This is a genomic window from Arthrobacter agilis, assembly GCF_030816075.1.
In the GTDB taxonomy this organism is placed as follows: Bacteria; Actinomycetota; Actinomycetes; order Actinomycetales; family Micrococcaceae; genus Arthrobacter_D; species Arthrobacter_D agilis_E.
Map to the genome: position 1 here is coordinate 2,875,470 of NZ_JAUSXO010000001.1, position 23,556 is coordinate 2,899,025.

At 70.6% G+C, this 23,556-nt stretch carries 23 protein-coding genes; 8 read left to right on the plus strand and 15 right to left on the minus strand.

Going from position 1 to position 23,556, the window contains the following annotated elements; translation table 11 throughout:
• The first annotated feature begins 78 nt into the window (after positions 1 to 78).
• The 7 genes from QFZ50_RS13395 (at position 79) to QFZ50_RS13425 (ending at position 7,891) form a co-directional block, all read left to right on the plus strand.
• Positions 79 to 1,398 carry a sugar ABC transporter substrate-binding protein gene (locus tag QFZ50_RS13395; RefSeq protein ID WP_373462278.1) on the plus strand — a complete coding sequence of 440 codons (1,320 nt, stop codon included), beginning with the start codon at positions 79 to 81 and terminating at the stop codon, positions 1,396 to 1,398.
• Positions 1,395 to 2,405 carry a carbohydrate ABC transporter permease gene (locus QFZ50_RS13400; RefSeq protein ID WP_307084943.1) on the plus strand — a complete coding sequence of 337 codons (1,011 nt, stop codon included), beginning with the start codon at positions 1,395 to 1,397 and terminating at the stop codon, positions 2,403 to 2,405. Before QFZ50_RS13395 ends, QFZ50_RS13400 begins: the two co-directional genes overlap by 4 nt.
• Complete coding sequence (locus QFZ50_RS13405; RefSeq protein WP_307084945.1) at positions 2,405 to 3,253, plus strand: carbohydrate ABC transporter permease; 849 nt, start codon at positions 2,405 to 2,407, stop codon at positions 3,251 to 3,253. The genes QFZ50_RS13400 and QFZ50_RS13405 overlap by 1 nt, the downstream gene beginning before the upstream one ends.
• 37 nt (positions 3,254 to 3,290) lie before the next feature.
• Positions 3,291 to 4,667 carry an ABC transporter ATP-binding protein gene (gene ugpC / locus QFZ50_RS13410; protein ID WP_307084947.1) on the plus strand — a complete coding sequence of 459 codons (1,377 nt, stop codon included), beginning with the start codon at positions 3,291 to 3,293 and terminating at the stop codon, positions 4,665 to 4,667.
• A 79-nt stretch (positions 4,668 to 4,746) separates the two neighbouring features.
• Positions 4,747 to 6,456, plus strand: coding sequence for a helicase HerA-like domain-containing protein (locus tag QFZ50_RS13415; protein WP_307084949.1), 1,710 nt, complete (start codon positions 4,747 to 4,749; stop codon positions 6,454 to 6,456).
• 11 nt (positions 6,457 to 6,467) lie between these two features.
• Positions 6,468 to 6,881, plus strand: a complete 414-nt coding sequence (locus QFZ50_RS13420; protein WP_307084951.1) for a DUF3592 domain-containing protein — start codon at positions 6,468 to 6,470, stop codon at positions 6,879 to 6,881.
• Positions 6,882 to 6,907: 26 nt separating this feature from the next.
• Positions 6,908 to 7,891: a hypothetical protein gene (locus tag QFZ50_RS13425; RefSeq protein WP_307084952.1), complete on the plus strand. Its 984-nt coding sequence runs from the start codon at positions 6,908 to 6,910 to the stop codon at positions 7,889 to 7,891.
• A 13-nt stretch (positions 7,892 to 7,904) separates the two neighbouring features.
• Here the strand turns inward: QFZ50_RS13425 and QFZ50_RS13430 are convergent, their stop codons facing one another.
• From QFZ50_RS13430 to QFZ50_RS13485, 12 genes are all read right to left on the minus strand, one after another.
• Positions 7,905 to 8,996 carry an SDR family oxidoreductase gene (locus QFZ50_RS13430; RefSeq protein WP_307084955.1) on the minus strand — a complete coding sequence of 364 codons (1,092 nt, stop codon included), beginning with the start codon at positions 8,994 to 8,996 and terminating at the stop codon, positions 7,905 to 7,907.
• 55 nt (positions 8,997 to 9,051) lie between these two features.
• Complete coding sequence (locus tag QFZ50_RS13435) at positions 9,052 to 11,034, minus strand: NHL domain-containing thioredoxin family protein (protein WP_307084957.1); 1,983 nt, start codon at positions 11,032 to 11,034, stop codon at positions 9,052 to 9,054.
• Entirely contained in the window at positions 11,031 to 13,184 is a 2,154-nt protein-coding gene (locus QFZ50_RS13440) for a cytochrome c oxidase assembly protein (RefSeq protein ID WP_373462279.1), read from the minus strand. Before QFZ50_RS13440 ends, QFZ50_RS13435 begins: the two co-directional genes overlap by 4 nt.
• Before the next feature lie 117 nt (positions 13,185 to 13,301).
• Positions 13,302 to 13,580, minus strand: a complete 279-nt coding sequence (locus QFZ50_RS13445; RefSeq protein ID WP_104181350.1) for an HU family DNA-binding protein — start codon at positions 13,578 to 13,580, stop codon at positions 13,302 to 13,304.
• A gap of 247 nt (positions 13,581 to 13,827) precedes the next feature.
• On the minus strand, positions 13,828 to 14,133 hold the full coding sequence (gene rpsN, locus QFZ50_RS13450) for a 30S ribosomal protein S14 (protein ID WP_026545363.1): 306 nt from the start codon (positions 14,131 to 14,133) through the stop codon (positions 13,828 to 13,830).
• 3 nt (positions 14,134 to 14,136) lie between these two features.
• Positions 14,137 to 14,304, minus strand: coding sequence for a 50S ribosomal protein L33 (gene rpmG, locus QFZ50_RS13455; protein WP_019481734.1), 168 nt, complete (start codon positions 14,302 to 14,304; stop codon positions 14,137 to 14,139).
• Positions 14,304 to 14,540, minus strand: a complete 237-nt coding sequence (gene rpmB, locus QFZ50_RS13460) for a 50S ribosomal protein L28 (RefSeq protein ID WP_043441573.1) — start codon at positions 14,538 to 14,540, stop codon at positions 14,304 to 14,306. Before rpmB ends, rpmG begins: the two co-directional genes overlap by 1 nt.
• Positions 14,541 to 14,844: 304 nt before the next feature.
• On the minus strand, positions 14,845 to 15,987 hold the full coding sequence (locus tag QFZ50_RS13465) for a glucose-1-phosphate adenylyltransferase family protein (RefSeq protein WP_307084964.1): 1,143 nt from the start codon (positions 15,985 to 15,987) through the stop codon (positions 14,845 to 14,847).
• A 101-nt stretch (positions 15,988 to 16,088) separates the two neighbouring features.
• A complete protein-coding gene (locus tag QFZ50_RS13470; protein WP_307084966.1) occupies positions 16,089 to 16,613 on the minus strand; it encodes a MarR family winged helix-turn-helix transcriptional regulator in 525 nt (174 codons plus the stop codon).
• Positions 16,614 to 16,841: 228 nt separating this feature from the next.
• Complete coding sequence (locus QFZ50_RS13475) at positions 16,842 to 17,501, minus strand: M23 family metallopeptidase (RefSeq protein ID WP_307084968.1); 660 nt, start codon at positions 17,499 to 17,501, stop codon at positions 16,842 to 16,844.
• Positions 17,494 to 18,009: a putative immunity protein gene (locus tag QFZ50_RS13480; protein WP_307084970.1), complete on the minus strand. Its 516-nt coding sequence runs from the start codon at positions 18,007 to 18,009 to the stop codon at positions 17,494 to 17,496. Before QFZ50_RS13480 ends, QFZ50_RS13475 begins: the two co-directional genes overlap by 8 nt.
• Before the next feature lie 52 nt (positions 18,010 to 18,061).
• Positions 18,062 to 18,844 carry an SGNH/GDSL hydrolase family protein gene (locus tag QFZ50_RS13485; protein ID WP_307084971.1) on the minus strand — a complete coding sequence of 261 codons (783 nt, stop codon included), beginning with the start codon at positions 18,842 to 18,844 and terminating at the stop codon, positions 18,062 to 18,064.
• A gap of 83 nt (positions 18,845 to 18,927) precedes the next feature.
• Between QFZ50_RS13485 and QFZ50_RS13490 the strand changes: the two genes are divergently transcribed.
• A complete protein-coding gene (locus QFZ50_RS13490) occupies positions 18,928 to 19,932 on the plus strand; it encodes a diacylglycerol/lipid kinase family protein (RefSeq protein ID WP_307084973.1) in 1,005 nt (334 codons plus the stop codon).
• A 21-nt stretch (positions 19,933 to 19,953) separates the two neighbouring features.
• Here QFZ50_RS13490 and QFZ50_RS13495 read toward each other — a convergent pair whose 3' ends face one another.
• From QFZ50_RS13495 to QFZ50_RS13505, 3 genes are all read right to left on the minus strand, one after another.
• Positions 19,954 to 21,147: a M23 family metallopeptidase gene (locus QFZ50_RS13495; RefSeq protein WP_307084975.1), complete on the minus strand. Its 1,194-nt coding sequence runs from the start codon at positions 21,145 to 21,147 to the stop codon at positions 19,954 to 19,956.
• Positions 21,148 to 21,576: 429 nt separating this feature from the next.
• Positions 21,577 to 22,632 (minus strand): siderophore-interacting protein, encoded by a 1,056-nt coding sequence (locus tag QFZ50_RS13500; protein ID WP_307084977.1) that lies wholly within the window; start codon positions 22,630 to 22,632, stop codon positions 21,577 to 21,579.
• Positions 22,629 to 23,555, minus strand: coding sequence for an ABC transporter ATP-binding protein (locus QFZ50_RS13505; protein WP_307084978.1), 927 nt, complete (start codon positions 23,553 to 23,555; stop codon positions 22,629 to 22,631). Before QFZ50_RS13505 ends, QFZ50_RS13500 begins: the two co-directional genes overlap by 4 nt.
• Position 23,556 lies beyond the last annotated feature (1 nt).

Genomic DNA, 23,556 nt, shown 5'->3' on the forward strand with positions numbered 1-23,556 from the left:
AAAGTAAGTTCGCTTAGGCTGTCGATTCGACCGAACCGTCAGCCGGGTTGTCTACAAGGATGTGGAGGCTCGGTACGAATGCCCACCAGTCGACGAACACGGTCCGCCGTGAAAAACCGTCCGAGAGGCACCGTCCTTGCGGGCCTCGTCATGGGAACGCTGGTCATGAGCGGCTGCGGTCCCGCGCAGGCGGACAACAGCCTCACCTGGTACATCAACCCGGATGCCGGCGGCCAGGCCGCCATCGCACAGAAGTGCAGCGACGAGTCCGGCGGCCGCTACAGCATCGAGACCTCGCTCCTCCCCAATGACGCCGCCTCGCAGCGCGAGCAGCTCGCACGCCGCCTGGCAGCGGGCGACGCGTCGCTCGACATCATGAGCCTCGACCCGCCGTTCATCCCCGAACTCGCCGAACCGGGCTTCCTGGCGCCGGTCCCCGACGACGTCGCCGAGGCCACGACGGAGAACGTCGTCGAGGGCGCCATCGCAGGTGCCACCTGGAAGGACGAGCTCGTCACCGTCCCGTTCTGGGCCAACACCCAGATCCTCTGGTACCGCAAGTCGGTGGCGGAGGCCGCCGGCCTCGACATGTCCGGGCCCGTCACCTGGGAGCAGATCATGGAGGCGGCGCGGAGCCAGGAGAAGACCCTCGGGGTGCAGGGCCAGCAGGGCGAATCCATGACGGTGTGGGTCAACGCCCTCATCGAGTCGGCCGGCGGTTCCATCATCGTGGACCCCGAGGCCACGGCGGACACCGTCGAACTCGGACTGGACACCGACGCCGGGGTCGCCGCCGCGGAGGTCATCTCCACGATCGGCAAGGACGGCCTCGGCGGTCCGGGGCTCCCCACGCAGGACGAGAACGCCTCCCTCATCGGTTTCCAGGGGGATACCGGATCCTTCATGGTGAACTGGCCGTTCGTCTACCCCGCCACCGTCGGCGCCGTCGAGGCGGGCACCCTGGACCAGGCGGTCCTGGACGACATCGGGTGGGGCATCTACCCGAGAATGACCGAGGACCAGGAGGCGGCCCCGCCGCTCGGGGGCATCAACCTCGGCGTGGGAGCGGCGAGCGACAACCCCGAGCTCGCCTACGAGGCGATCCAGTGCATCGTCTCGGTCGAGAACCAGTCGGAGTACTTCGTGACCAACGGCAACCCGCCGGCGAACACCGAGGCCTACGAGGACCCCCGGATCGAGGAGTCCTTCCCGATGGCAGAGACCATCAGGGATTCCCTCCAGGTCGCAGCACCCCGTCCGCAGACCCCGTTCTACAACGAGGTCTCCACCGGCATCCAGCAGCGCTGGGCGCCACCCGCCGCCGTCGACCCGGACAGCACGCCGCAGTCGTCGAGCGACTTCATCACATCGGTCCTCCGAGGGGAGCAACTCCTGTGACCTCCGCCATCCCAGCGAAGACGACGACGGCGTCACCCGCCGAACCCGGCCCGCGCCTCGACACGGGCCGGGGCAACGGCACCAAGAGCGGCAGGGCCCGGAAGCAGTACAGCGACCGCACTCGTGCGGAGCGGCGGCTCGGCTGGATCCTCGCCGGTCCGGCGTTCGTCATCATGCTGCTCGTCACGCTGTACCCGATCCTGCAGGCCATCTACGAGTCGCTGTTCCGCTTCCGGCTGACGGCGCCCGACGAGCGGGCCTTCGTCGGCATCGAGAACTACATCGTGATCCTGTCGGATCCCGTCTGGTGGTCCGGATTGTGGACGACGGTCTTCATCACCGTCGTCACCGTCCTCGTGGAGCTCGTCCTCGGGTTCGCCCTCGCGCTCGTGATGCACAAGGCGCTGAAGTCGGTCCGAGGGTTGCTGCGCACCGCGATCCTCGTGCCCTACGGCATCATCACCGTGGTCTCCGCGTTCGCCTGGTTCTACGCCTTCGACATCAACTCGGGCTACGTCAACAGCTGGTTCGCCTGGTTGCCGGGCATCGACGAGAACCTCAACTGGTTCGCCCAGGGCCCCACCGCCCTGTTCGTCATCATGGCCTCCGAGATCTGGAAGACCACGCCGTTCATCTCCCTGCTCCTCCTCGCCGGCCTCGCGCAGGTACCGGACGAGCTCAGCGAGGCGGCGAAGGTCGACGGCGCCACCTGGTGGGAGCAGATGCGCAAGGTCATCGTCCCGAACATGAAGGCGGCGATCATGGTCGCCGTCCTGTTCAGGGCCCTGGACGCCTTCCGCATCTTCGACAACGTGTTCATCATGACCAACGGCGCCTACGGCACGGAGGTGCTGTCGCTGCTCGCCTACCGGCAGTCCATCAGCAGACTGGAGATAGGACTCGGCTCCGCCGTGTCCGTGCTCCTGTTCCTCTGCGTCCTGCTGATCTGCTTCGTGGCGATCAAGCTGTTCAAGGTCGATCTCGCCGGAACGCAGGGAGGAAAGTAATGACGAACACCAGCACCCGGAACAAGGTCCTCTGGGCGGTCGCCACGATCCTTGTCCTGGTCTACGCGCTCTTCCCGGTTGCCTCCATCCTGGCAACGTCCTTCAAGTCCCCGAGCGACCTGACGAGCGGGAAGTTCCTCCCCTCGTCGGGCACGGCGACGACGAGCAACTACGAGCAGATCCTGGTGGGCGACGCCCAGGGGCTGTTCCTCTCGGCCCTGCGCAACTCCATCGGCATCTCGCTCATCGCGACGTTCATCGCCGTGGTGCTCGCGACGCTGTGTGCCTACGCGATCGCCCGCCTGGACTTCCCCGGCAAGAAGCTCATCCTGACCACGGCGCTGGCCGTCTCGATCTTCCCCGTCATCTCGATCGTGACGCCGCTGTTCAACCTGTGGCGCACCATCGGCCTCTACGACACCTGGCTCGGCCTGATCATCCCGTACCTCTCGCTCACGCTCCCCATCTCCATCTGGACCCTCGCCGCGTTCTTCCGGCAGATCCCCTGGGAACTGGAGCAGGCGGCCCAGGTCGACGGCGCCACGACGTGGCAGGCGTTCCGCAAAGCCATCGTCCCGCTCGCCCTGCCGGGGGTGTTCACGACGGCGATCATCGCGTTCTTCATCGCCTGGAACGACTTCGTGTACGGCATCTCGCTGACGTCCACCGAAGCGGCGCGGCCCGTGCCCGCCGCCCTCGCGTTCTTCACCGGGGCCTCGCAGTTCGAGTCCCCGACCGGAGCCATCTCGGCGGCCGCGATCATCGTCACGATCCCGGTGGTCCTCCTCGTCCTCCTCTTCCAACGCCAGATCGTCTCCGGCCTGACCTCGGGCGCCGTCAAGGGCTGACGGCCCTCGCGGCGCGCTCAAGAAAAGGAATCGCACCATGGCTTCAATCACCCTCAACCACCTGGTCAAGAAGTACGGCGACGGTTTCCCAGCCGTCAACGACATCAGCATCGACATCGCGGACGGGGAGTTCATCATCCTCGTGGGCCCGTCGGGCTGCGGGAAGTCCACACTCCTGCGCATGATCGTGGGCCTCGAGGACATCACCGACGGCGACCTGCTCATCGACGGCAAGCGGGTGAACGACAAGGCGCCCCGCGACCGCAACCTGGCGATGGTGTTCCAGAACTACGCCCTGTACCCGCACCTGACCGTGTACGAGAACATCGCGTTCCCCCTGCGCCTGGCCAAGGGCAAGCACTCGGAGGACCAGGTGGACAAGCTCGTCACCGAGGCCGCGGCGACCCTGGAGCTCACCGACCACCTGCAGCGCAAGCCGGCGAACCTCTCGGGCGGTCAGCGGCAGCGCGTCGCGATGGGCCGGGCCATCGTCCGCCAGGCGGACGCGTTCCTCTTCGACGAGCCGCTGTCCAACCTGGACGCCAAGCTGCGCGGGCAGATGCGCTCGGAGATCTCCCAGATGCAGCGGCGCCTCGGTGTCACCTCCGTCTACGTGACGCACGACCAGACCGAGGCCATGACCCTCGGCGACCGCGTCGCCGTGCTGAAGAAGGGCGAGCTGCAGCAGATCGCCTCTCCGCGGGAGCTGTACGAGCAGCCCGTGAACCTCTTCGTGGCGGGCTTCATCGGCTCGCCGTCGATGAATTTCCTGCCCGCGACCCTCGAGGGCACCACCCTCAGGACCGCGCTCGGCGACATCAGCATCCCGGAGGACAAGGCCCGCAAGGCGGCCGGCAAGCGCGTGGTCCTCGTGGGTGTCCGCCCCGAGTTCTTCGAGGACGCCAAGCTTGTCGAGGACAGCAAGCGCCCCCACGGCTCCACGTTCATGGCGACCCTCACGCACACGGAGTGGCTGGGCAACGAGCAGTACGGGTACATCAATTTCGACCCGGCCCCCGAGATGCGGGAGCTGCTCAACAGCCTCGCCCGGGACATGGACGCCGACGAGCTCCGCCCGCAGGTCGTGGTCACCCTCGACGCGGCGAGCCGCATCCGTGGCGGGCGCGAGGCCGAGATCTGGCTGGACACGCGGAAGCTGCACCTGTTCGACGCCGAGTCCGGTGAGAACCTGACGCGCGACGCCGAGGCGGGTGCCGCCCTGACGCGGGAGGCCGCCGAGGACCGTGCGGAGGAGATCGCGACCGCCCAGCAGGCGGACCGGCAGGGTGACAGTGCCTTCGGCAACGGCTCCTCCGGCAACGGCACGTCCGGCGCAGGGAATGCCACAGTGGACGCCGGAGCCGGCCGTTCCGGCGGTGCGACGGCGGCGGGCGGCAAGCACGCCGCAGGCTGATCCACCCGGCAGCGGTCCGCTGCCGGACAGCAGGACCGGCACCCTGTGGGGTGCCGGTCCTGCTGTGTACTGTGGCCCTATGGCCGAACACGACAGCGCTGCCCAGGTCGCCGACATCACCGCCGGATACGTCTTCGAAGGGCCTACCCTGCACCTCGGTGCGGCCCTCGTGGACGGCACGCTGCACGCCGATGCGCAGGTCCGCCTGCCGCTCGCCATGATGAACCGGCACGGCCTGATCGCGGGCGCCACGGGAACCGGCAAGACCGTGACCCTGCAGGTCCTCGCCGAGCAGCTCTCCGCGCAGGGCGTCCCCGTGTTCCTGTCCGACATCAAGGGCGACCTGACGGGCCTCGCCGCACCCGGGACGGCCTCCGACCGGCTGGCGAAGCGGACGGCGAGCGTGGGCCAGGACTGGACGCCCACCGGCTTCCCCGTGGAGTTCCTCACCCTCGGGGCCGGGGACGGCATCCCCGTCCGCGCCACCATCTCCTCCTTCGGGCCCCTCCTCCTCAGCCGTGTGATGGACCTCAACGAGACGCAGGAGTCGAGTCTGCAGCTCGTCTTCCACTACGCGGACCGGAACGGGCTGGAACTCTACGACCTCGCCGATCTCCGCGCCGTCATCGGTTTCCTCACCTCGGACGAGGGCAAGGACGCCCTCGCCTCCCTGGGCGGCCTGTCCCGGGCCACGGCCGGGGTCATCCTGCGCGAACTCGTGACCCTCGAGGCGCAGGGCATGGATGCGTTCTTCGGGGAGCCGGAGTTCGACACGGCCGACCTCCTGCGGACCGCCCCGGACGGCCGCGGCGTCATCACCGCGCTGGAGCTCGTCAGCGTGCTGCAGAAGCCGCGGCTGTTCTCCACCTTCCTGATGTGGCTGCTCGCCGACCTCTTCGCCGAACTGCCCGAGGTGGGGGACGCGGACCGGCCGCGCCTCGTGTTCTTCCTCGACGAGGCGCACCTGCTCTTCAGCGGCTCCTCGAAGGCCTTCCGCGAGTCCATCCAGACCACCGTGCGGCTCATCCGGTCCAAGGGCGTGGGCATCTTCTTCATCACGCAGACCCCGAAGGACGTCCCCGGCGAGGTCCTCGGGCAGCTGGCCAACCGGATCCAGCACGCGCTGCGGGCCTTCACGCCCGACGACGCCAAGGCCCTGCGCGCCACCGTCTCCACCTTCCCCATGAGCGCCTACCATCTCGAGGAGGTCCTGACCTCGGCCGGCATCGGCGAGGCCGTGGTCACGGTGATGAACGAGCACGGCGCCCCCACGCCGGTCGCGTGGACACGGCTCCGCTCCCCCGAGTCCGTGATGGGCCGGGCGCCCGAGGGGACGGTGCCCGCCGTCGTCGCCGCCTCGCCCCTCCTGGCCCGGTACAGCCGGACCGTCGACAGCCATTCCGCGTTCGAGAAGCTGGCCGGGCGGTCCGACGGCGCCCCGGCCGGCCCCGGTGGATCCGGTGCGGATGCCCCGGCGGCCGGCAAGCAGCCCACCCGGCCGTCACGCGAGGCGGGCGATGCCGAGGCACGCCGCATCGAGGAGGACATCCTCGGCCTGCCGCCGCGTCCGGCGCCGGAGCGTGCCGACCGCCCGGCCGGGTACGGCAGGCCTGAAACGCGCAGCACGGGTGGTACGCGCAGCAGGGACGGCACGGGGGACGGGACGACGGCGGGCCGCGGCCCCGACCGGAACGAGATGGCCGATCTCGCGCTGAAGGCCGCCGGGGTCCTCGGCAAGGAGCTGGCCCGCGGCATGTTCGGGACGAAACGCCGCAGGCGCCTGTGGTAGGAAGGCTGCACGTGCCGGCCGCGGCGTCCGAAGGGACCCGCGCGGCGGTGGTGATCGAATTCGTGACGGCCGCCCTGACGGCGCTGGGGCTGGGACTGCTGATCGCCGCGCTCGTCATCCGTCTGGTGTACGGCTCGTGGACCAGGACGCAGGCCGTCACCTTCGACCACGAGGGGCACCCCTATCTCCGCTGGCACGACCACCGGTACCGGATCGTCGAGGCGCTGTGGGCCAGCGGCCTCCGGCGGCGGAAGGGTGCGGGGCCACCGCCGCTGCCCGCGGGCGAGGACGTCACCGTCTTCTACCAGGCCCGGAACCCCGCCCAGTGGTCCCTGGAGCAGCCGTACCGGGGCACCCGGGCGCTCGCCGTCGTCGGGCTCGTGTGCGCCGTGCTCGGAACGCTCCTGGGTTTCCTGCCCGGCTGAACCCGCGCAGCCGGTACCGTTGAGGGGTGCAAACCACTCCTGTCGTGAAGGTGCTCGCGGGCTGGCTGCTCGTCCTCATGCTGGTCGGCACGGCCTTCTTCGCGACCGTCTCCCTCCTCAACCGGCAGCTGTACAGCCCGGAGCACCAGGTGGGCCTGTACCTCGACGCGCTGCGTGACGGCGACGGCGGCAAGGCCCTGGGACTGCTCGCCGCCTCGGTCCCGGAGGGCGCCAACCCCGCGCTGCTGGACGGGGAGCCCCTGGAGCAGGCGACCGCGTCGCTCGAGGACGTCACCGTCGGCGACGCCCGCGAGGCCGGCGCGGACCGCGTCGAGGTCGCCGTGACGTACACGCTCGACGGCGTGGAGGCGACCACGGCGTTCACCCTCCAGCGGACCGGCACCGAGTGGGGGCTGTTCAACGTGTGGCAGTTCGAGCCGGGCGTCCTGCCGACCGTCGAGGTGTCGGTGGTCAACAGCGTGGAGGCCACCGTGAACGGTCTCGCCGTCGGGCTGCCGGACGGCAAGGCGTCCCTCGCGTCCTTCTACCCGGCCGCGGTCACGGCGCAGTACGAGGGGAAGTACTTCCAGGCGCCGGAGGGGCACGCGGCGGTCACCGGCCGGGAGGCGCCGCCGCCCCTGGCCCTCGCCACGGAGGCGACGCCGGAACTGACCCGGGCCGTCGACGACCAGCTGCACGCCTTCCTGGACGACTGTGCGCGGCAGACCGTCTTCCAGCCGACGAACTGCCCCTTCAACTACCTCACCAACGAGCGGCTGGCCGGGGACATCGCCTGGTCCATCGAGGAGTACCCGCAGGCGTCCATCACCGCGGGCGACGGCGGCTGGCTGCTGGCGCCGCTGCGCGGGTCCGCCCGCATCGACACGCAGCTCCGGGACTTCTTCTCGGGCGCGGTCCGGGACGTGGCGGAGCCCGTCCCCTTCGAGTTCGACGCCGACCTCACGGTGAGCGGGGACACCGTCACCGTCACGCCCGTCGTGCGCTACTAGGCCCGCTCCCGCATCACGGGATGAGGTGCTCGGCGCGGTAGCGGTCGAACAGGGTGGTGAAGGCGTCCGGCGTCCGGCGGTACCCGGTGAATCCGGCCGCGCGGCTCTTGCCCATGTCGGTGACCACCTCGATGTCCCGTCCGAGGTCGCCGTCGGTGTGCCACCAGGAGGCCATCCTGTCCAGCCGCGGCTCCACGAGGCCGTGGCGTTCCGCGAGCGCGGCCCACTGCCCGTCCCGGCCGGCCATCGCCTGCTCGAGCGGTCGCGGCGCCCCGCTGTACCCTTCCCACTCGACGCCGAAGTAGGCGGCGAGCCGCGGCCACATCCAGCGCCACCGGAAGACGTCGCCGTTGACGATGTTGAAGGCCTCGTCCGCGGCGGCGGGAGCCGTCGCGGCCCACACCATGTGCTCGGCGAGGAGCCCGGCATCGGTCATGTCGGTGAGTCCGTTCCACTGCGTCTCCGACCCGGGGAAGACGAACGGTTCGCCCGCCTCCCGGCAGAGGGTGGCCTGGGTGGCGAGCGTCAGCCCCATGTTCATGGCGTTGCCCACCGCATGGCCGATCACCGTGTGCGCGCGGTGGACCGACCACGTGAAGCCCTGCTCCGCGGCCGCCGCGAACAGCTCGTCCTCCTGCGCGTAGTAGAAGTTCCGCACCGGCAGGCGCGGTTCCTCCTCGTGGAACGGCGTGTCCGGCATCTGTCCGGCCGCGTAGGCCTCGAACGGCCCGAGGTAGTGCTTCAGCCCGGTCATGAGGGCCACGTGGGCCACGTCCTTCCCGCGCAGGGCGAGCAGCAGGTCCCGCAGCATGCCCGCATTGACCTCGATGTTCGCCTCCTCGGTGTCCTGCCGGGACCAGGCGGTGAAGAACACGTGGGTGGGGCGCTCGTCCGCGAGGGCGGCGGACACGGCGTCGGCGGACGTCAGGTCCGCCGACAGCCAGCGGACCCCGTCCCGCTCGGGGCCCGGCCTGCGGGAGAGCGCCAGGACCGCCCAGCCCTCCGAGGTGAGCCGCTCGACGAGCGCCGACCCGGCGATGCCCGTGGCCCCCACCACGAGGGCCGTCCGCTGTGCCTGTCCTGCCGGTCCGTTGCCGTTCGTCACGCTGTACTCCTCGTCGTGGTGCTGCCGGACGTGCCGCGGTCCCCTGCCGGGAGGGTCAGTCCAGGCCGCGCAGGTCGAGCGTCAGGGCGGTGTCGCCGTCGGCGGTGACCGAGACCGGGATGCCCCAGTCCTGCTGGTACAGATGGCATGCCGCGTGGTCGGGGATCTCCCCGCCCGGCTCGCCGTCGCAGGACGCCGCGCGGGCCGTGATGTGCAGGACGCCGTCGCCCGCCTCCGGGGAGAGGACGAGTTCCCGCGTCAGGCCGGTGGACGTACCGCCGCCGGAGACCAGGAGGGACTCCGGGGAGGCGCTGATCTTGAGCTGCGTGGGGTCGCCCCAGCGGTCGTCGAGCTTCTGGCCCCTGGGCGCGGTGAAGCGGACGGTCAGCGCGATGGGCCCGGCGGCCATGGGCGTCTTCGGACGCTGGGTCCGGGACGCGCCCTCGTCGACGGCGAGCGCCTCCTTGGGCAGCGGTACGCGGACCAGCTGGTGCCGGTTGGTCTCGACGACGATCAGCAGCGGGTCCCCGCCGTCGGCCACGGGTGTCATGTCCACGAGCACGTCGGACGGTTCGGACAGGCCGCGCAGCAGCGTGGAGACCTGGCGTGTGGCCGGGTCGTAGCGGCGGACGGCGCCGTTGTAGGTGTCCGCGATGGCGATGGAGCCGTCGGGCAGGGCCGTGACACCGAGCGGGTGCTGCAGGCGCGCCTGGTCGGCGTCGCCGTCGCGGAACCCGAAGTCGAACAGGCCGGTCCCGACCGCCGTCTGCACCTGCACGCGCCTGCGCCCGTCGATCTCGATGAAGGACAGGATGCGCACCGAGGACGTCTCGGAGTCGGCGATCCAGATGCTGCCGTGTGCATCCTCGGCGAGGCCGGAGGACTGGGCGAACCAGGCCGCGGACGCGTCGCCGTCGAGCAGTCCCTCGAGTCCGGTGCCGGCGAGGACCTCGACGGCGTGGCTGCGGGGGTCGTAGCTGAAGATCTGGTGCGTGCCGGCCATGGCGATCACCACGCGGTCGAGCACGGACGAGTAGAGCACGTCCCATGGCGAGGACAGCGACACGTCGAGGGCGTCGGTGCCGAGGTGCGTCTCGGTGAGGCGCGGGGTCTCGCTCTCGGCGCCGACCTCGTAGGCGTTCTCCTGCCGGCCGGTCTTGGTGTGGTTCCCGGCGTCGAGCAGGCGCTGCGTCCCGTTGCCGGCGAGGGTGCGCACCTCGCCGGTGGCGAGGTCCACCCCGCGCAGGCGGTGGTTCACGGAGTCGGCGACGACGACGTCGTACCCGACCTCGGCGGCCAGCCCGGCCGGCAGGAGGGCGAGGCCCTGGGGTTCGTTGAACTCGGCCTCACCGGCCGAGCCGTCCCGGAAGCCCTTGGTCCCGGAGCCGATGGTGCGGCGCACGGTGACGAGGTCCGCCTCGAGCTCGACGAGCCGGTGGTGTCCCGTGTCGCCGGCGAGGAAGGTGCCCGTGGCGGGCAGGGCCAGGAGCTTGCCCGGGAACTTCAGGTCCCCGGCGGTGCTCTCGGCCGGGACGTAGGGGCCGTCCCCGCGGTGCAGGGTGCCCTTGGCCTCGTGCTCGGCCACGAGTTCCTCCACGAGCGAGGTGAGCCCCGCGGCGTGGCCCTCGCCGGAGAGGTGCGCCACGATGTAGCCCTCGGGGTCGATGACCACGAGCGTCGGCCAGGCACGTGCCGTGTAGGCCTGCCACGTGGTGAGCTCCGGGTCGTCCAGCACGGGGTGGTGGATGTCGTAGCGCTCCACGGCGGCGGCGAGCGCCACGGGATCTGCTTCGTGCTCGAACTTCGGGGAGTGCACGCCCACGGTGACGAGGACGTCCGAGTACTGCTCCTCGAGCGGACGCAGTTCATCGAGGACGTGCAGGCAGTTGATGCAGCAGAAGGTCCAGAAATCGAGGATCACGATCTTCCCGCGCAGGTCCTCGAGCTGCAGCTGCTTGCCGCCGGTGTTGAGCCAGTTACGGCCGGTCAGCGCTGAGCCGCGCACCCGGTAGCCGGTGCGCATGGTGGTCTCGGTCATTCGTTCTCCCCTGCAGAGTCTCCTGGTGTCGTGGCCCGCGCCGCGGGCTGCTGCCCCGGCCGGCGGGCTCCGGCGTCGCGTGCGGCGAGGTCGGCGAACATGCTGTTGTAAGCCGTCAGGTCGGCGTCGTTATTCCTGTCCGCCGCACGATCCTTGCGCTTGGTCTCCCGGGCGTCCGACCTGGACCACATGACCGCGACGCCGATCGCGAGCAGGAGCGTCGGGATCTCGCCCACGCCCCACGTCACGGCGCCGCCCAACTGCTGGTCGGCGAGTGCGGAGGCGCCCCACTCACGCCCCATGTTGCCGAACCAGGACGCCTCGAGCAGCGAGGTGGAGCCCATGAGGGTGACGCCGAAGAAGGCGTGGAAGGCCATGGTCGCGAAGAGGAGCAGGATGCGCAGCGGGTAGGGCGCGCGGACCGGGACGGGGTCGGAGCCGATCATCGAGAGCACGAAGACGTACCCGGTGAGGAGGAAGTGCGTGATCATCAGCTCGTGGCCCACGTGCTCGCGGAGGGCGAACCCGAACAGCGGCGAGTAGTAGAACACGATGATCGAGGCGACGAAGTTGCCGGCGGCGACGATCGGGTGCGTGATGATCCTCGACGGCCAGGAGTGCACGATCACGAGGATCCACTCGCGGATGCCGCGTGTGCCGTCGCGTCGGGCGCCGAGCGCCTTGAGGGCCAGTGTGACGGGAGCGCCGAGGACGAGGAACAGCGGCACCACCATGGTGAGCGCCATGTGGTCTATCATGTGGGCGCTGAACAGCACCATGCCGTAGATGGCCGGCGCACCGGACGTGAAGTAGGTGAGCAGGGCCAGGCCCACGAGCCAGCTGGCGAGCTTCAGCGGGGACCACGAATCGCCGCGGCGATGGAGCTTCACCATGCCGAGGACGTAGGCGACGCCGAGGGTCAGGGCGACGGTGATCCACAGCCAGTCGGGCCGCCACTCGCTGAGCCAGCGGGCCGGCGTGGGGTCGGGTGGGAGGTCGTACCCCGTCAGGATGCGGGCGGGACCCGCCTCGGTGGGCAGCTCCTCGGTGCGGGGAGGTGCGGTGCGGCCGAGGGCCCCGGCCACACCGGAGACGGCGGCCATGATCAGGAGCTCCACGGCGATGAGCTGCCACAGCACCCGCCGGGCGGAGAGCTTCGACGCGGCGGTCCCGTCGCCGGCGTCCAGCTGCGGGATGATCCACTGCCGGTGCATCCAGCCGATGCCGCCCAGCAGGAGCGTGGCGATGGTCTTGAAGGTGACCAGCAGCCCCCACTGCGAGCCGAGCTGCGCGAGGTCCGTGATCCGGAGGCTGGCGTTCACCACGCCGGAGGCCACCACGAGGACGAACGCGAAGCCTGCCAGTGCCGAGAAGCGCTTGAGGACGGGCAGCGCCTGCTCGCCCAGCTTGCCGCCGACGACGGCGAGGGAGATGATGCCGCCCACCCACAGGCACACGCCGACCAGGTGCAGGGCGATCGAGTTCACGGCCGCGTTGTGGTCGTCGCCGCTCGCCGAGTGGCCGATCAGCGCCATGGGCAGCAGGTTCAGGAGCGCGAGCACCATGGCCAGCGCGAGCCCGGTCTGGGACCGCACCCCGAAGAGGATCGTGGCCAGGACGGCGGAGACGATGGACGTCACGAGCCAGGCACGGCCGGTGGAGAAATCGGTGAGGAAGGCCGCGAGGCCCTGCGTGTACGTGGGGTCGGTGCTGAGCGGCAGGCCCGCCGCGTCGGAGTAGGTGAAGACCATGACGCCCAGCGCCCCGAGCGTCCAGACGACGGCCGAGACCGAGGCCAGGAGCAGGACACGGGAGAAGGCGGGATGCTCGCCGGCGCCCTCCCGGGGCTTGCGCCCCGTGGCGCCCACCTGACGCGGCAGCATGACGACGGCGAAGACGAGGGCGCCGATGGTACCGGCGGCCGCCGTGTTGTTGAGGACCTTGGCGACGGGCAGGCCCCAGCGCGTCAGGGCGCCCGGGTCACCGAGCTGGCGGGCCGCCGCAGCGCCCGAGAAGAACAGGGCCACCACGAGTGCGGCGAGGACCACGGCGCCGGCGATGACCAGCCATGCGGCCCCGACGGCGCGCTCCGGGGAGGGGCCGGTGAGGGTCTCTCGCGGGTGCTTGGCAGTAGTGGACACATACACCATTCTCTACCCGCAGTAGAAATAGGGCGAATTGCGCGCGGCGTTCCGCCCCGGGCAGAACGGGTGCGGGAACGACGAAGGGCCGCTGCCGGTGCGGCAGCGGCCCTTCGAGGACGCGGACTACTTGGCGGAAGCCTTCAGCTTCGAGCCGGCGGTCAGCTTGACGCTGTGGCCGGCGGCGATCTGGATGGTCTCGCCGGTCTGGGGGTTGCGGCCGGTGCGCGCTGCACGGCTGGTGCGCTCCACGGCGAGCCAGCCGGGGATGGTGATCTTCTCGTCCTTGGCGATGGACTCGGCGAAGACGTCGAACAGCGCGTCGAGGACGCCGTTGACGGCGGCCTGGCTGGTGTCGGCCTTCGCTGCTACCTCGGCAACAAGTTCACTACGGTTTTTAGCCAATTTGGGTCCTCCTGGACGTCATTCTGTGGAACGAGCTTTTCGCGGTATTCGAAAGCCTCTGTCCGAAAATCTATCAGCTTGGACGCCCTGCCCCGCGTGTTTACGCGGCTTTTCGGCCCGAAGAGGGCCGTTTCGGGTCAGTTTCGGCGTCTCCCGCGCGCATCCGTCGCCGAAAAACACAGAAGCCGGCAACCCGAGGGTTGCCGGCTTCTAAGTACCGTGCAGGGGCGTCACGCCCCGGATGCTGTTACCAGCTCGACTTGGTCACGCCGGGCAGCTCGCCCCGGTGCGCCATGTCACGGAAGCGGACACGCGAGATGCCGAACTTCTGGAGCGTGCCGCGGGGGCGCCCGTCGATCTGGTCGCGGTTGCGCAGGCGCACCGGCGAGGCGTTGCGGGGAAGCTTCTGCAGGCCGAGGCGTGCCGCTTCGCGCGCTTCGTCGGTGGCGTTCTCGTCGACGAGGGTCTTCTTGAGCTCGAGGCGCTTGGCCGCGTAGCGCTCGACGATGACCTTGCGCTGCTCGTTGCGAGCAATCTTTGACTTCTTGGCCATGGTTTAGCGCTCCTCTCGGAATTCGACGTGCTTGCGGATCTTGGGGTCGTACTTCATCAGGACCATGCGGTCCGGATCGTTACGACGGTTCTTGCGCGTCACGTAGGTGTAGCCCGTCCCTGCGGTGGACTTCAGCTTGATGATCGGACGTACGTCCTTGTCCTTTGCCATTAGAGCTTCACTCCCCTCGCGAGGATCGACGCGACGACAGCGTCGATGCCGCGGACGTCGATCGTCTTGATGCCGCGGGCGGAGACCTGCAGCGTCACGTTGCGGCGCAGGGAAGGCACGTAGTAGCGCTTCTTCTGAATGTTGGGGTCGAACCGGCGCTTGTTGCGGCGGTGCGAGTGCGAAATGCTGTGTCCAAAGCCGGGCTCGGCTCCGGTCACTTGGCAGTGGGCTGCCATAACTCTCCTCCAGATTAGATGAACGTGACGGAATCACTTGTGGGGCGTCCCGCCACCAGTAATGACACCGTTATTACTGCAGCTTTCCGGAGGTTGGCCTGGCAGGGTGAGAACCTGCCGAAGCGCCTCGCCGCGGGGAAGACGGTGAAGATCGGACGGCGCGGCCTCTCGGCCGGCGCAGCCCTACATTCCAGGTAGTCGCGGGTAGCCGGGCGGACTCCGCTCCGTCCGTGGACGGGTCGGCGTCAGCCACAGCCAAACGCCCTACCATACTACCGGCAGGATCAGGCCTGACCAAAACGGGTCAGTCGCGGGTCTGCCCGTCCCGGTCGACGACGGCGGGCTCGTCCGGCCCGGCCCCCTCGCGCCGGTCCGAGACGACCGCGTCGGAGTCCACGATCGCGTGCCGGACCACGCCGCCCCGGGTGACCCGGACACGGTTGAGGAGCACCGAGTCCTCCACGACGGCACCGGCCTCGACCGTGGCGCCGGAGCCGATGACGCTCCTGCGGACGGTGCCGTGGACCGCGGCGCCCGGCGCGATGAGCGCGTCGGCGACGACGGCTCCCGCGCCGACGAGGGCCGGGGCCAGGTGGGGTGGCTCGGTGAGGATGGGCCACTGCGGATCGGCGAGGTCCAGCCCCCTGCCGTCCACGAGGTCGAGATGCGCGCGGAGGTAGTTGACCGGCGTCCCGAGGTCACGCCAGTACCCGTGGAGCCGGTGCTCCACCACGGCACCCCGCTCCACGAGGTGAGGCACCAGGTGGTGGCCGTAGTCCCCCAGCCCGCCCTCGGCGTCCTGCAGGCTCTCCAGCGTGTCGAGCAGCACCGTCGCGGTGTAGAGGAAGATCTCGGCGGTGACGATGCTCGTGTGCGCCTCCTCCGGCTTGTAGTCGAAGCCCGTCACCCGTCCGTCGTCGCCCACGGACACCACGCCGTGGCTCGTCGCATCCCCGTCGAAGTCGACCGTGACCATCGTCAGGTCCGCGTTCGTCCGCAGGTGCGTGTCGACGACGTCGCGGTAATCCAGCCGATACAGGTGGTCGGAGCTGAGCACCAGGACGAGATCCGGTGCGAAGTCGCGGATGAAGGATGCCTGGCGGAGCAGGCCGTCCGCGTTGCCCTCGGCGAACCCCTCACCCTCGTGCCCGCTGAACGGGGGCAGCACCAGCAGCCCGCCGCGCGTGCGGTCGAGGTCCCAGGGCCGGCCGTTGCGGAGATGGTCGTTGATGGTCTTCGGCTGGTACTGCTCCATGATCCAGACGTCGGAGATCCCGCTGTGGTGGAGGTTCGACAGGGCGACGTCGATGAGCCGGAAGCTGCCGCCGAGGGGCATGGCCGGTTTCGCGCGGTGATCGGTGAGGGCGCCGAGTCGGCCGCCGGCACCGCCGGCCAGGACGATCGCGAGGATGCGTGGCTGATGCCGGAACTGCCCGTGCTGGTCCATGTGGAATCCTGTCCCGGGGCGGCGCCCGATGCTCTGGTGGTGCTGGGCGGGCACGGGTCCCGTGCCCGAGGAGGTGTGGAGGTGCTCGGGAGGTGTGGAGGTCAGGGGGCGTTCGGTCCGGCAGCCGCCACCGCGGCCTCTTCGGCATCCTCGCCGTCGGACAGGATCCAGTGCGCACCGTCCATGCCGCGGAGGATCTTGCGGCCCACCCGCTCGAGGTCGGCGACGTCCTGGCCGTCCAGGGCGTCGAAGACCGTGGCACGGACCTGCGCCACGTGCGACACCGCGAGCTCGGTCAGCATGTCGAAGCCGGCGGGGGTCAGCGACGCCGTCGTCACCCGTCCGTCGGAGGAGGACGGGAGGCGGGACACCCAGCCGCGCCCTTCCAGTTTCTTCACCACGTGGCTGAGGCGCGAGAGCGACGCCGTCGAGCGGGCAGCGAGTTCGCTCATGGGCAGGCGCCGGTCCTCGGACTCGGAGAGCATCGCGAGGACGTGGTAGTCGAAGAGGGTGATGCGTGCCTCCCGGAACAGGTGCGCATCGAGGCTCGCGGGGACGAGGGACGTCAGCGCATACAGGGCCAGCCATGCGCGCCGCTCGTCGGGAGTGAGCCATTGCGCCGCCATCCGCTCATTCTGGCACACCGGTTCCCGGCCGCCGAAAGGGTCCGGGCAGGAGCGGTGCCGGGTTGCGGGGCCCGGGTGCGGGTGCTTGTCGGCGTCGGTCGGTGCACATCGACGCACGGTGTCACTCCCTGGGATCGGGACGCCCATGGCCCGTGGTCCCGCCACCCGTCACCCGTCACCCGTCACCCGTCACCGATCAGCCGGTCAGCCGGTCAGCCGGTCAGCCGGTCAGCCGGTCACGATCTGCGACTCGCCCGGCAGTTCGGTGCCCGTGGCGGTCCGGAAGGCGAGGGGCAGGCCCCGGGCGGTGCCCCACTCGATGCTGTCGGTGACCTGCAGGTGCACGTGGGGCTGGGTGCTGTTGCCCGAGTTCCCGCACTCGGCCAGCTGTCGGCCCGCGGTCACCTGCTCCCCCACCCGGACCCGGAGCGAGCCCCGGCGGAGGTGGGCGACCAGCACGAAGGGGCCGTCCCGCCCGACGGCGATGACGACATGGTTGCCCGCGATCGCCGCTGGCCCGTCGAGGATCCGGCGCCCCTGGCCCGCCAGGTAGGAGAGCAGCGCCGGTTGCGATCTCCGCGCCTCGTGATCCTCCTCGCCGTCGTGCGCCACGACGACGGTGCCGGAGGAGGGCGCGAGGACCGGGGCCCCGAAGCCGAGAAAACGCTCCGGCGCTTCCGTCGCGACGAGCGTGCGCCAGGTGCGGGCGGCCACCCGGCCCTGCGCGTCGACGGGGATGAGGTCGATGGCGTAGGTGGTGCCCATCAGGTGCGTGCCGTGGCTGGGGACCCGGCGGGCCGGGCTGTTGCGCACCCGCAGGGGACCCCGGAGCGGGTACTGCAGCACCACCGGATCCCGGGCGTCCGGCCTGTCGCGGTCCTCAGTCACCGAACACCTGCCAGCAGATGGCGTTGCGGCGTCGCTGGTCCTCCAGGACGAGGCCCTCCAGGTGCTGCGGCAGGCGGGCCCGCTGCCAGTCCCGCTCCGCGATGCCTGCCGCGGCGTCCTGGCCGCGAGGGGCGGCGGCCTGCACGGCCCTGATGGCGTAGGCCGCGGCCCCCAGGTCGTGCTCGGGGACGTGGGGCACGCAGGCGGCCTGGCCGGCGGCGTAGGCGGCGAAGCGCGGAGCGCCCTGCAGCGGCCGCGCGGCACCCATCGCGTGGCCGCCCGATGCGCGGCTGGCCATCATCGGCAGCCCGCCCTCCACCCAGGCACGAGCGGCCTCGACCGCGTGGCGTGGCCGCAGGTCGGTGGGCTCCGCCCCCTCGAAGAGGGGCAGGACGTGCTCGGCGCAGTCAGCCGCCCACAGGGCGAGCAACCGGTGGTCGGCATCCGTGAGGGAGCCGCCCCGCCGTATGGTCACGAGGCGTGGGTCCCGTCGGTCCGGCAAGATCAAGCGTCCTCCCGGGTGGGATGCCACGGCGGCGCCGGCCGCCGTGGCAGGGGTGTCAGGCGGTGACGGACATCCGGTCGGGGTGCACGGGCGTCGGATACTTGGCGGTCAGTTCGTCGCCGGAGGAGACGCCGCGCAGCCGTCGCCCGACCCACGGCTTCAGGTACTCCCGCGCCCACTGCGCGTCCGCCCTCAGCTGCTCGGCCCGCCGGAGGACCGGGCGGGCCTCCAGCTCGGGCAGGTCGATCCGGTGGGAGGCCTTCATGGCCTCGAGCACCCGGGCGGCCATCAGCGTGTGTCCTGCGGCGGACATGTGCATCCGGTCGACGTCCCAGTACCCCCAGTCCTGGAACTCGCGCAGCCGCCAGTAGTCCACGATCGTGGCATCGCGCTTGTCCGCGATCTCGCGGACCCACTCGTTGTAGACCGCCGTGCGCCCACGGGTCTTCCCGAAGACCGCGGAGCCGGCCGCGTCGAAGCCCGTGAACAGGACGACGGCGGCGCCGGCGTCGCGGAGCCGCCCGATGCCGTCGTCGTAGTGCGCCATGAGGGAGTCGATGTCGATCCGCGGCCGCAGGATGTCGTTGGCACCCGCGTAGATCGTGACGACCGTCGGCTGCAGCGCGAGGGCTGCATCGATCTGCTCGTCGAGGATCTGGCGCATCTTCTTGCCGCGGATCGCGAGGTTCGCGTAACCCCAGGAGGGGTCCGCAAGGATGAGTTGCTCGGCCACGCGGTCGGCCCAGCCGCGCACACCGTTGGGGGACGCCGGATCCCAGTCGCCCACCCCTTCGGTGAAGGAATCGCCGAGGGCCACATATCGCTGGGGAAAGTTCACGTCCCAAAGATTACCCTCGGCGCCGGGGACGGCCGGGATAAGCTCGACGGAGCCATCCGTTGACACCCCGCCCGAAGGACACCATGCCCACCGACGTATCACCCGAGCCGACCACAGACACTGTCGCGGACGCCGGATCGGGCGGCCGGCGCGCCGCGCTCATCGTCAATCCGATCAAGGCCACCACCGCCGACGTCGAGGGCGCCGTCCGGCGCATCTCCGCCGAGGACGGCTGGGAGGAACCCCTGGTGATCGAGACCACCGCGGAGGATCCCGGGCACGGCCAGGCGCGCGAGGCGCTCGCCGCCGGGGTGGACCTGGTCATCGCGGCCGGCGGGGACGGCACGGTCCGGTGCGTCGCCGAGGAGCTCGCCGGGACCGGGACCATGATGGCGCTCGTGCCGCTGGGCACCGGGAACCTGCTGGCCCGCAACCTCGACATCGCCGTCGACGACCCCGACGCCGCCGTCGAATCCGCGTTCCGCGGGACCGAGCGCACCATCGACGTCGTGCACGTCACGGTGGACCGAGCCCAGGACGCGCACGTGTTCCTGGTCATGGCCGGTATCGGCTACGACGCCGCCATCATGTCCGATACCCGCGACGACCTGAAGGACAAGGTCGGCTGGCTCGCCTACGTGGATGCGGGGATCAGGAACCTGCCCGGCAGGCCCTCGCGCACCACGATCTCCGTGAACGGGGGCAAGCCCTTCGAACGTCGCCTGCGCAGCGTGATGGGCGGCAACTGCGGGAAGATCATGGGCGGCCTCGAGATCTTCCCCGGCGCCAGGATCGACGACGGCCTCATGGACCTCATGACCGTGGCCCCCAAGGGCAAGCTCGGCTGGCTGGCGGTCGTGGGCAAGCTCGTCGCGCGCGGCAAGGGGAAGAGCAAGGACCCCTCGCTGGAGTACTTCCAGTGCCGGACGGCCGAGATCACGCTCCGCGAACCCCTCGAGGTGCAGCTCGACGGCGACCCCCTCGGCCGCGCGACGCACATGGCGTTCGAGGTCAAGCCCGATTCCCTCCGGCTGCGCATGCCGCTCGGGTACAAGGATCCCGCCGTCGTGAGCGAACCGCTGCCCTGACCGGCGCGGGGCGGCGTCCGGCTACAGCCAGGGCTGCGGGTCGACCTTATCGTCGTTGACCATGACCTCGAAGTGGAGGTGGCACCCGGTGGAGTTGCCCGTGCTGCCGACGGCTCCGATGAGGTCGCCGCGCTCGACGGTGGTGCCGGCCGGCACCGCGAGGGAGCTCATGTGGTTGTAGGTGGTCTTCAGGCCGTCGCCGTGGTCGATCACGATGCGCTGTCCGCCGCCGTAGGCGTGCCAGCCCGAATCGACGACCGTCCCGGCGTCGGCGGCCTCGACGGGTGTCCCGCACGCGCTGGCGTAGTCGAGGCCGGTGTGGAGTTCTGATCCGAAACCGCCCATAGGATCGACCCGGTACCCGAAGGTCGACGCGACCACCGGGTTGTCCACTGGGACACTGAAGGCCTTGCGTTGCTTCGCCGCAGGTGTGAGGGAGCTCGAGAGGGCCCGTGCAGTCGCGATCGCCGGTGCGATGCCCTCGTCGGCGGATCCGGTACTCTCCAGGCCGAAGTCCACGATCGCTCCCGCGGGTGCGGTGACCGCCCGGGCCGCGTCCGACGCGAGGGCGGTCCCGCCCGCTGCGTCGGCGGTGCCCGTCGAGGTGACGGACGGCGCGACGGCGCCCATGAGCAGGCCGGCCGAGGCGAGGACGATGCCGGCCGTGGCCGCGTTGTCGCGCAGGCGGGTGAACGGCGTCGGGCGGTTGCCGGTCCGGATGGCCGTCCGGCGGGTCGCCGGGGGACGCACGCCTGCGGCATGCCCTTCCCGGGACGGCTGGTGCGCCACCGCGGGGGTGTCGCGCACACTGCGGCGTGAGGGCAGCGCGGCGGTGCCCTGCGTGGGCTGCGTACGCTGCGGTGCGGTGTCGGCCGGGACGGGGACGGCAGCCGCAGGGACGGCTTCCACAGGGACGATCTCCGCAGGGACGGCACCCCCGACGGAGGCGACGGCCCGTTCCTGCTCGCGGAGTGCGCGGCGGGTCAGCGGCTCGGCCGGGCGGATCGACGGCTCGGCGGGGCGGACGGTCTGTTCGGCCGGGTGGACGGACGGTTCGGCCGGGCGGATGTCCGGGCGACCGGGATCGGTGGAGGTGCGCTGAGGCTGGGCGCGCAGCGAGCGGCGGGCCGGGAGGTGCGCAGGGAGGTGCTTGACCGCCTGGTGCGGGTGCTCGTCGGACGCACGACGGCGCCCCGGTATAACCGTCTGGGTCACACTGATTGCCTCTCCCACACGCCCGCGAAGTCGGCTGTCGGGTGCGAGCAGGAATGAACTCGGACCCCTCGGCGCGGCCTTCGTCGCGGCGGGACCGCGGGAGAGACCGTGCTGTCGGACTATGCGGGAGGGCTCCACCGGCGAGGTGGTTCGTGCCGCCGGGATGTGGGCCCTCCACCCCTGTCACAGGTTTGTCCAGGCGGTCCGCTGACAGGGTTGGGCGTACGGACCTGAATTCCACGATGGAGCTTTGACTGCTCAAACAGTAGGCGAGGAAAGGCGAAGTTACAATTCCGTTATCCGGCCTGTGGACAATTCATGCAATACTGCATTCCGCCGTCGGCAATCCTGAGGAAATGTACGGCTGAACCTGGGTTCCGGCCGCGGATACTGCTTCGGGACAGCCCGGCGCTCGGGACAGCCCGGCTCTCAGGACAGCTCGGCCCGGCCCTTGCGCCAGTACCCCATGAAGGCGACCTGCTTGCGGTCCACGCCGACATCGCGGACGAGGTAGCGGCGCAGTCCCCGCACCACCGCCGCCTCGCCCGCGATCCAGGCGTAGAAGGGCTGGGTGCCGGGAGGCCGTTCCGGGTTGACGGTCGATTGCACGATCGCCGCCTCGAGCAGTTGGGGGGTCTCCCAGAGGATGGTCCGGTCGATGTCGACCTCCTCCGGCTCGCTGCCTCCGCTGGCACCGGCATTGGGGCCGGAGAGTGAGACCCAACCGGGCACCCGCACCGCGTCCCGGACGGCGGCCTCGAGCAGTTCCCCGTGCGGGCGCTGCCCGCGGGCCAGCCAGGTAATGGAGACCGAGGAGCGCGTCCCGATGCGCTGCATGTCCTGACCCTCCGGCACTTCCAGGAACGCATGTCCGCTGATGTCCTCGGGAAGTGCCTCGAGGATGGCGCTGATCGCCGGGACCGCGGTCTCGTCGCCGGCGAGGAGGACGTGCTGCGCGAGCCCCGGGCTCCACTCGATGCCCCCGTAGGCGCCCGCCGTCGAGCACTGGGCCGCGGAGGAGTTGGGGCCGATGATGCACACCCGGTCGCCGGGCCGGGCCGCTGCGGCCCACTCCGACGCGGGGCCACCGCGGCCGTCGTCGTCGAGGTGCATCACGAAGTCCACGTCGATCTCCGGCTGCGGACCGGCGCAGCGCGAGTCGCGCACGGTGTAGGTGCGCATGGAGCCGCGCTCCTCGGCGTCCATGGCGAGCCACAGCTGGTACCAGCTCGCCGCGGCACCGCCCTGCATCATCCCGGCGATGTCCGGGCAGGCGCGTCCCGCGGACGGGATGATGATCTTGATCCGGAGGTCCAGGGTGTCCCCGGCCACCCCGAACGCCTCGAGGCACGCGCCGCCGAAGGTGATGCGGCGGAAGTTCGCGGTGAGGTCCTGCACGGCGGTGACGACGACGTCGAACGCGAGCACCATGGGCTCGGTGTCCGCGGCGGTCCGGCGGGCGGTCTTCTGGGTCACGTCGGTCATGATGCCTCCACGCGTGCCGGAACGGTGTCCTGCGGGTTGGGTCGGTAGCCCCTCGCCGGCTCGTGGCCGGGAGGGGGTGTCTTGGCTAAAACGGCTGATGGGGCGCCATGGTGCCTGCCGACGGGTACCACCATCGGCGTACCGGACACCGGGTCCTGGATGACGCGGCATTCGAGGTCGAAGACCCCGGTCACCGTCTCCTCGGTGACGACGGCGGACGGCGCCCCTTCGGCGACGATCCGGCCCTCCCGCATGGCGATCAGGTGGTCCGCGTAGCGGGCGGCGAGGTTCAGGTCGTGGAGCACCATGACGACGGTGGTGCCGGAGCGCCGGTTCAGGTCGGTGATGAGGTCCAGCACCTCGATCTGGTGGGTGACGTCCAGGAACGTGGTGGGTTCGTCGAGCAGCAGGATCCCCGTCTGCTGCGCGAGGGCCATGGCGATCCACACGCGCTGGCGCTGGCCGCCGCTCAGTTCGTCCACGGTTCGGTCGGCGAGGGACAGGGTGTCCGTGGCTTCGAGCGCGTCCGCGACGGCGTCGTCGTCCTCGGGTGTCCACTGGCGGAACCAGCCCTGGTGGGGATAGCGGCCACGGCCCACGAGGTCCGCGACGGTGATGCCGTCGGGCGCCACGGGCGTCTGCGGCAGGAGTCCGAGCACCCGGGCGACGGCCTTCGTGGACTGCGTGGAGATGTCCGCCCCGTCGAGCACCACGGTGCCCTCGACGGGCTTGAGCAGGCGTGCGAGGCCGCGCAGCAGCGTCGACTTGCCGCACGCGTTGCCGCCGACGATCACCGTGATCCTGCCGGCGGGCAGCTCGACGGAGAGCCCGTCGACCACGGTGCGCTCACCGTAGGCGAGGGAGATCCCTGCAGCGGACAGCGTGTGCGCGGTTCGCGGGTCGGTCCGAGCGCGTGGAGCCATG

Coding starts and splice junctions, on each gene's coding strand:
- QFZ50_RS13490 (WP_307084973.1), top strand. CDS start 18,928: ATGCCCACCGACGTATCACCCGAGCCGACCACAGACACTGTCGCGGAC.
- QFZ50_RS13505 (WP_307084978.1), bottom strand. CDS start 23,555: ATGGCTCCACGCGCTCGGACCGACCCGCGAACCGCGCACACGCTGTCC.
- QFZ50_RS13405 (WP_307084945.1), top strand. CDS start 2,405: ATGACGAACACCAGCACCCGGAACAAGGTCCTCTGGGCGGTCGCCACG.
- rpmB (WP_043441573.1), bottom strand. CDS start 14,540: ATGGCAGCCCACTGCCAAGTGACCGGAGCCGAGCCCGGCTTTGGACAC.
- QFZ50_RS13470 (WP_307084966.1), bottom strand. CDS start 16,613: ATGGCGGCGCAATGGCTCACTCCCGACGAGCGGCGCGCATGGCTGGCC.
- QFZ50_RS13415 (WP_307084949.1), top strand. CDS start 4,747: ATGGCCGAACACGACAGCGCTGCCCAGGTCGCCGACATCACCGCCGGA.
- rpsN (WP_026545363.1), bottom strand. CDS start 14,133: ATGGCCAAGAAGTCAAAGATTGCTCGCAACGAGCAGCGCAAGGTCATC.
- QFZ50_RS13395 (WP_373462278.1), top strand. CDS start 79: ATGCCCACCAGTCGACGAACACGGTCCGCCGTGAAAAACCGTCCGAGA.
- ugpC (WP_307084947.1), top strand. CDS start 3,291: ATGGCTTCAATCACCCTCAACCACCTGGTCAAGAAGTACGGCGACGGT.
- rpmG (WP_019481734.1), bottom strand. CDS start 14,304: ATGGCAAAGGACAAGGACGTACGTCCGATCATCAAGCTGAAGTCCACC.
- QFZ50_RS13465 (WP_307084964.1), bottom strand. CDS start 15,987: ATGGACCAGCACGGGCAGTTCCGGCATCAGCCACGCATCCTCGCGATC.
- QFZ50_RS13440 (WP_373462279.1), bottom strand. CDS start 13,184: ATGGTGTATGTGTCCACTACTGCCAAGCACCCGCGAGAGACCCTCACC.
- QFZ50_RS13500 (WP_307084977.1), bottom strand. CDS start 22,632: ATGACCGACGTGACCCAGAAGACCGCCCGCCGGACCGCCGCGGACACC.
- QFZ50_RS13435 (WP_307084957.1), bottom strand. CDS start 11,034: ATGACCGAGACCACCATGCGCACCGGCTACCGGGTGCGCGGCTCAGCG.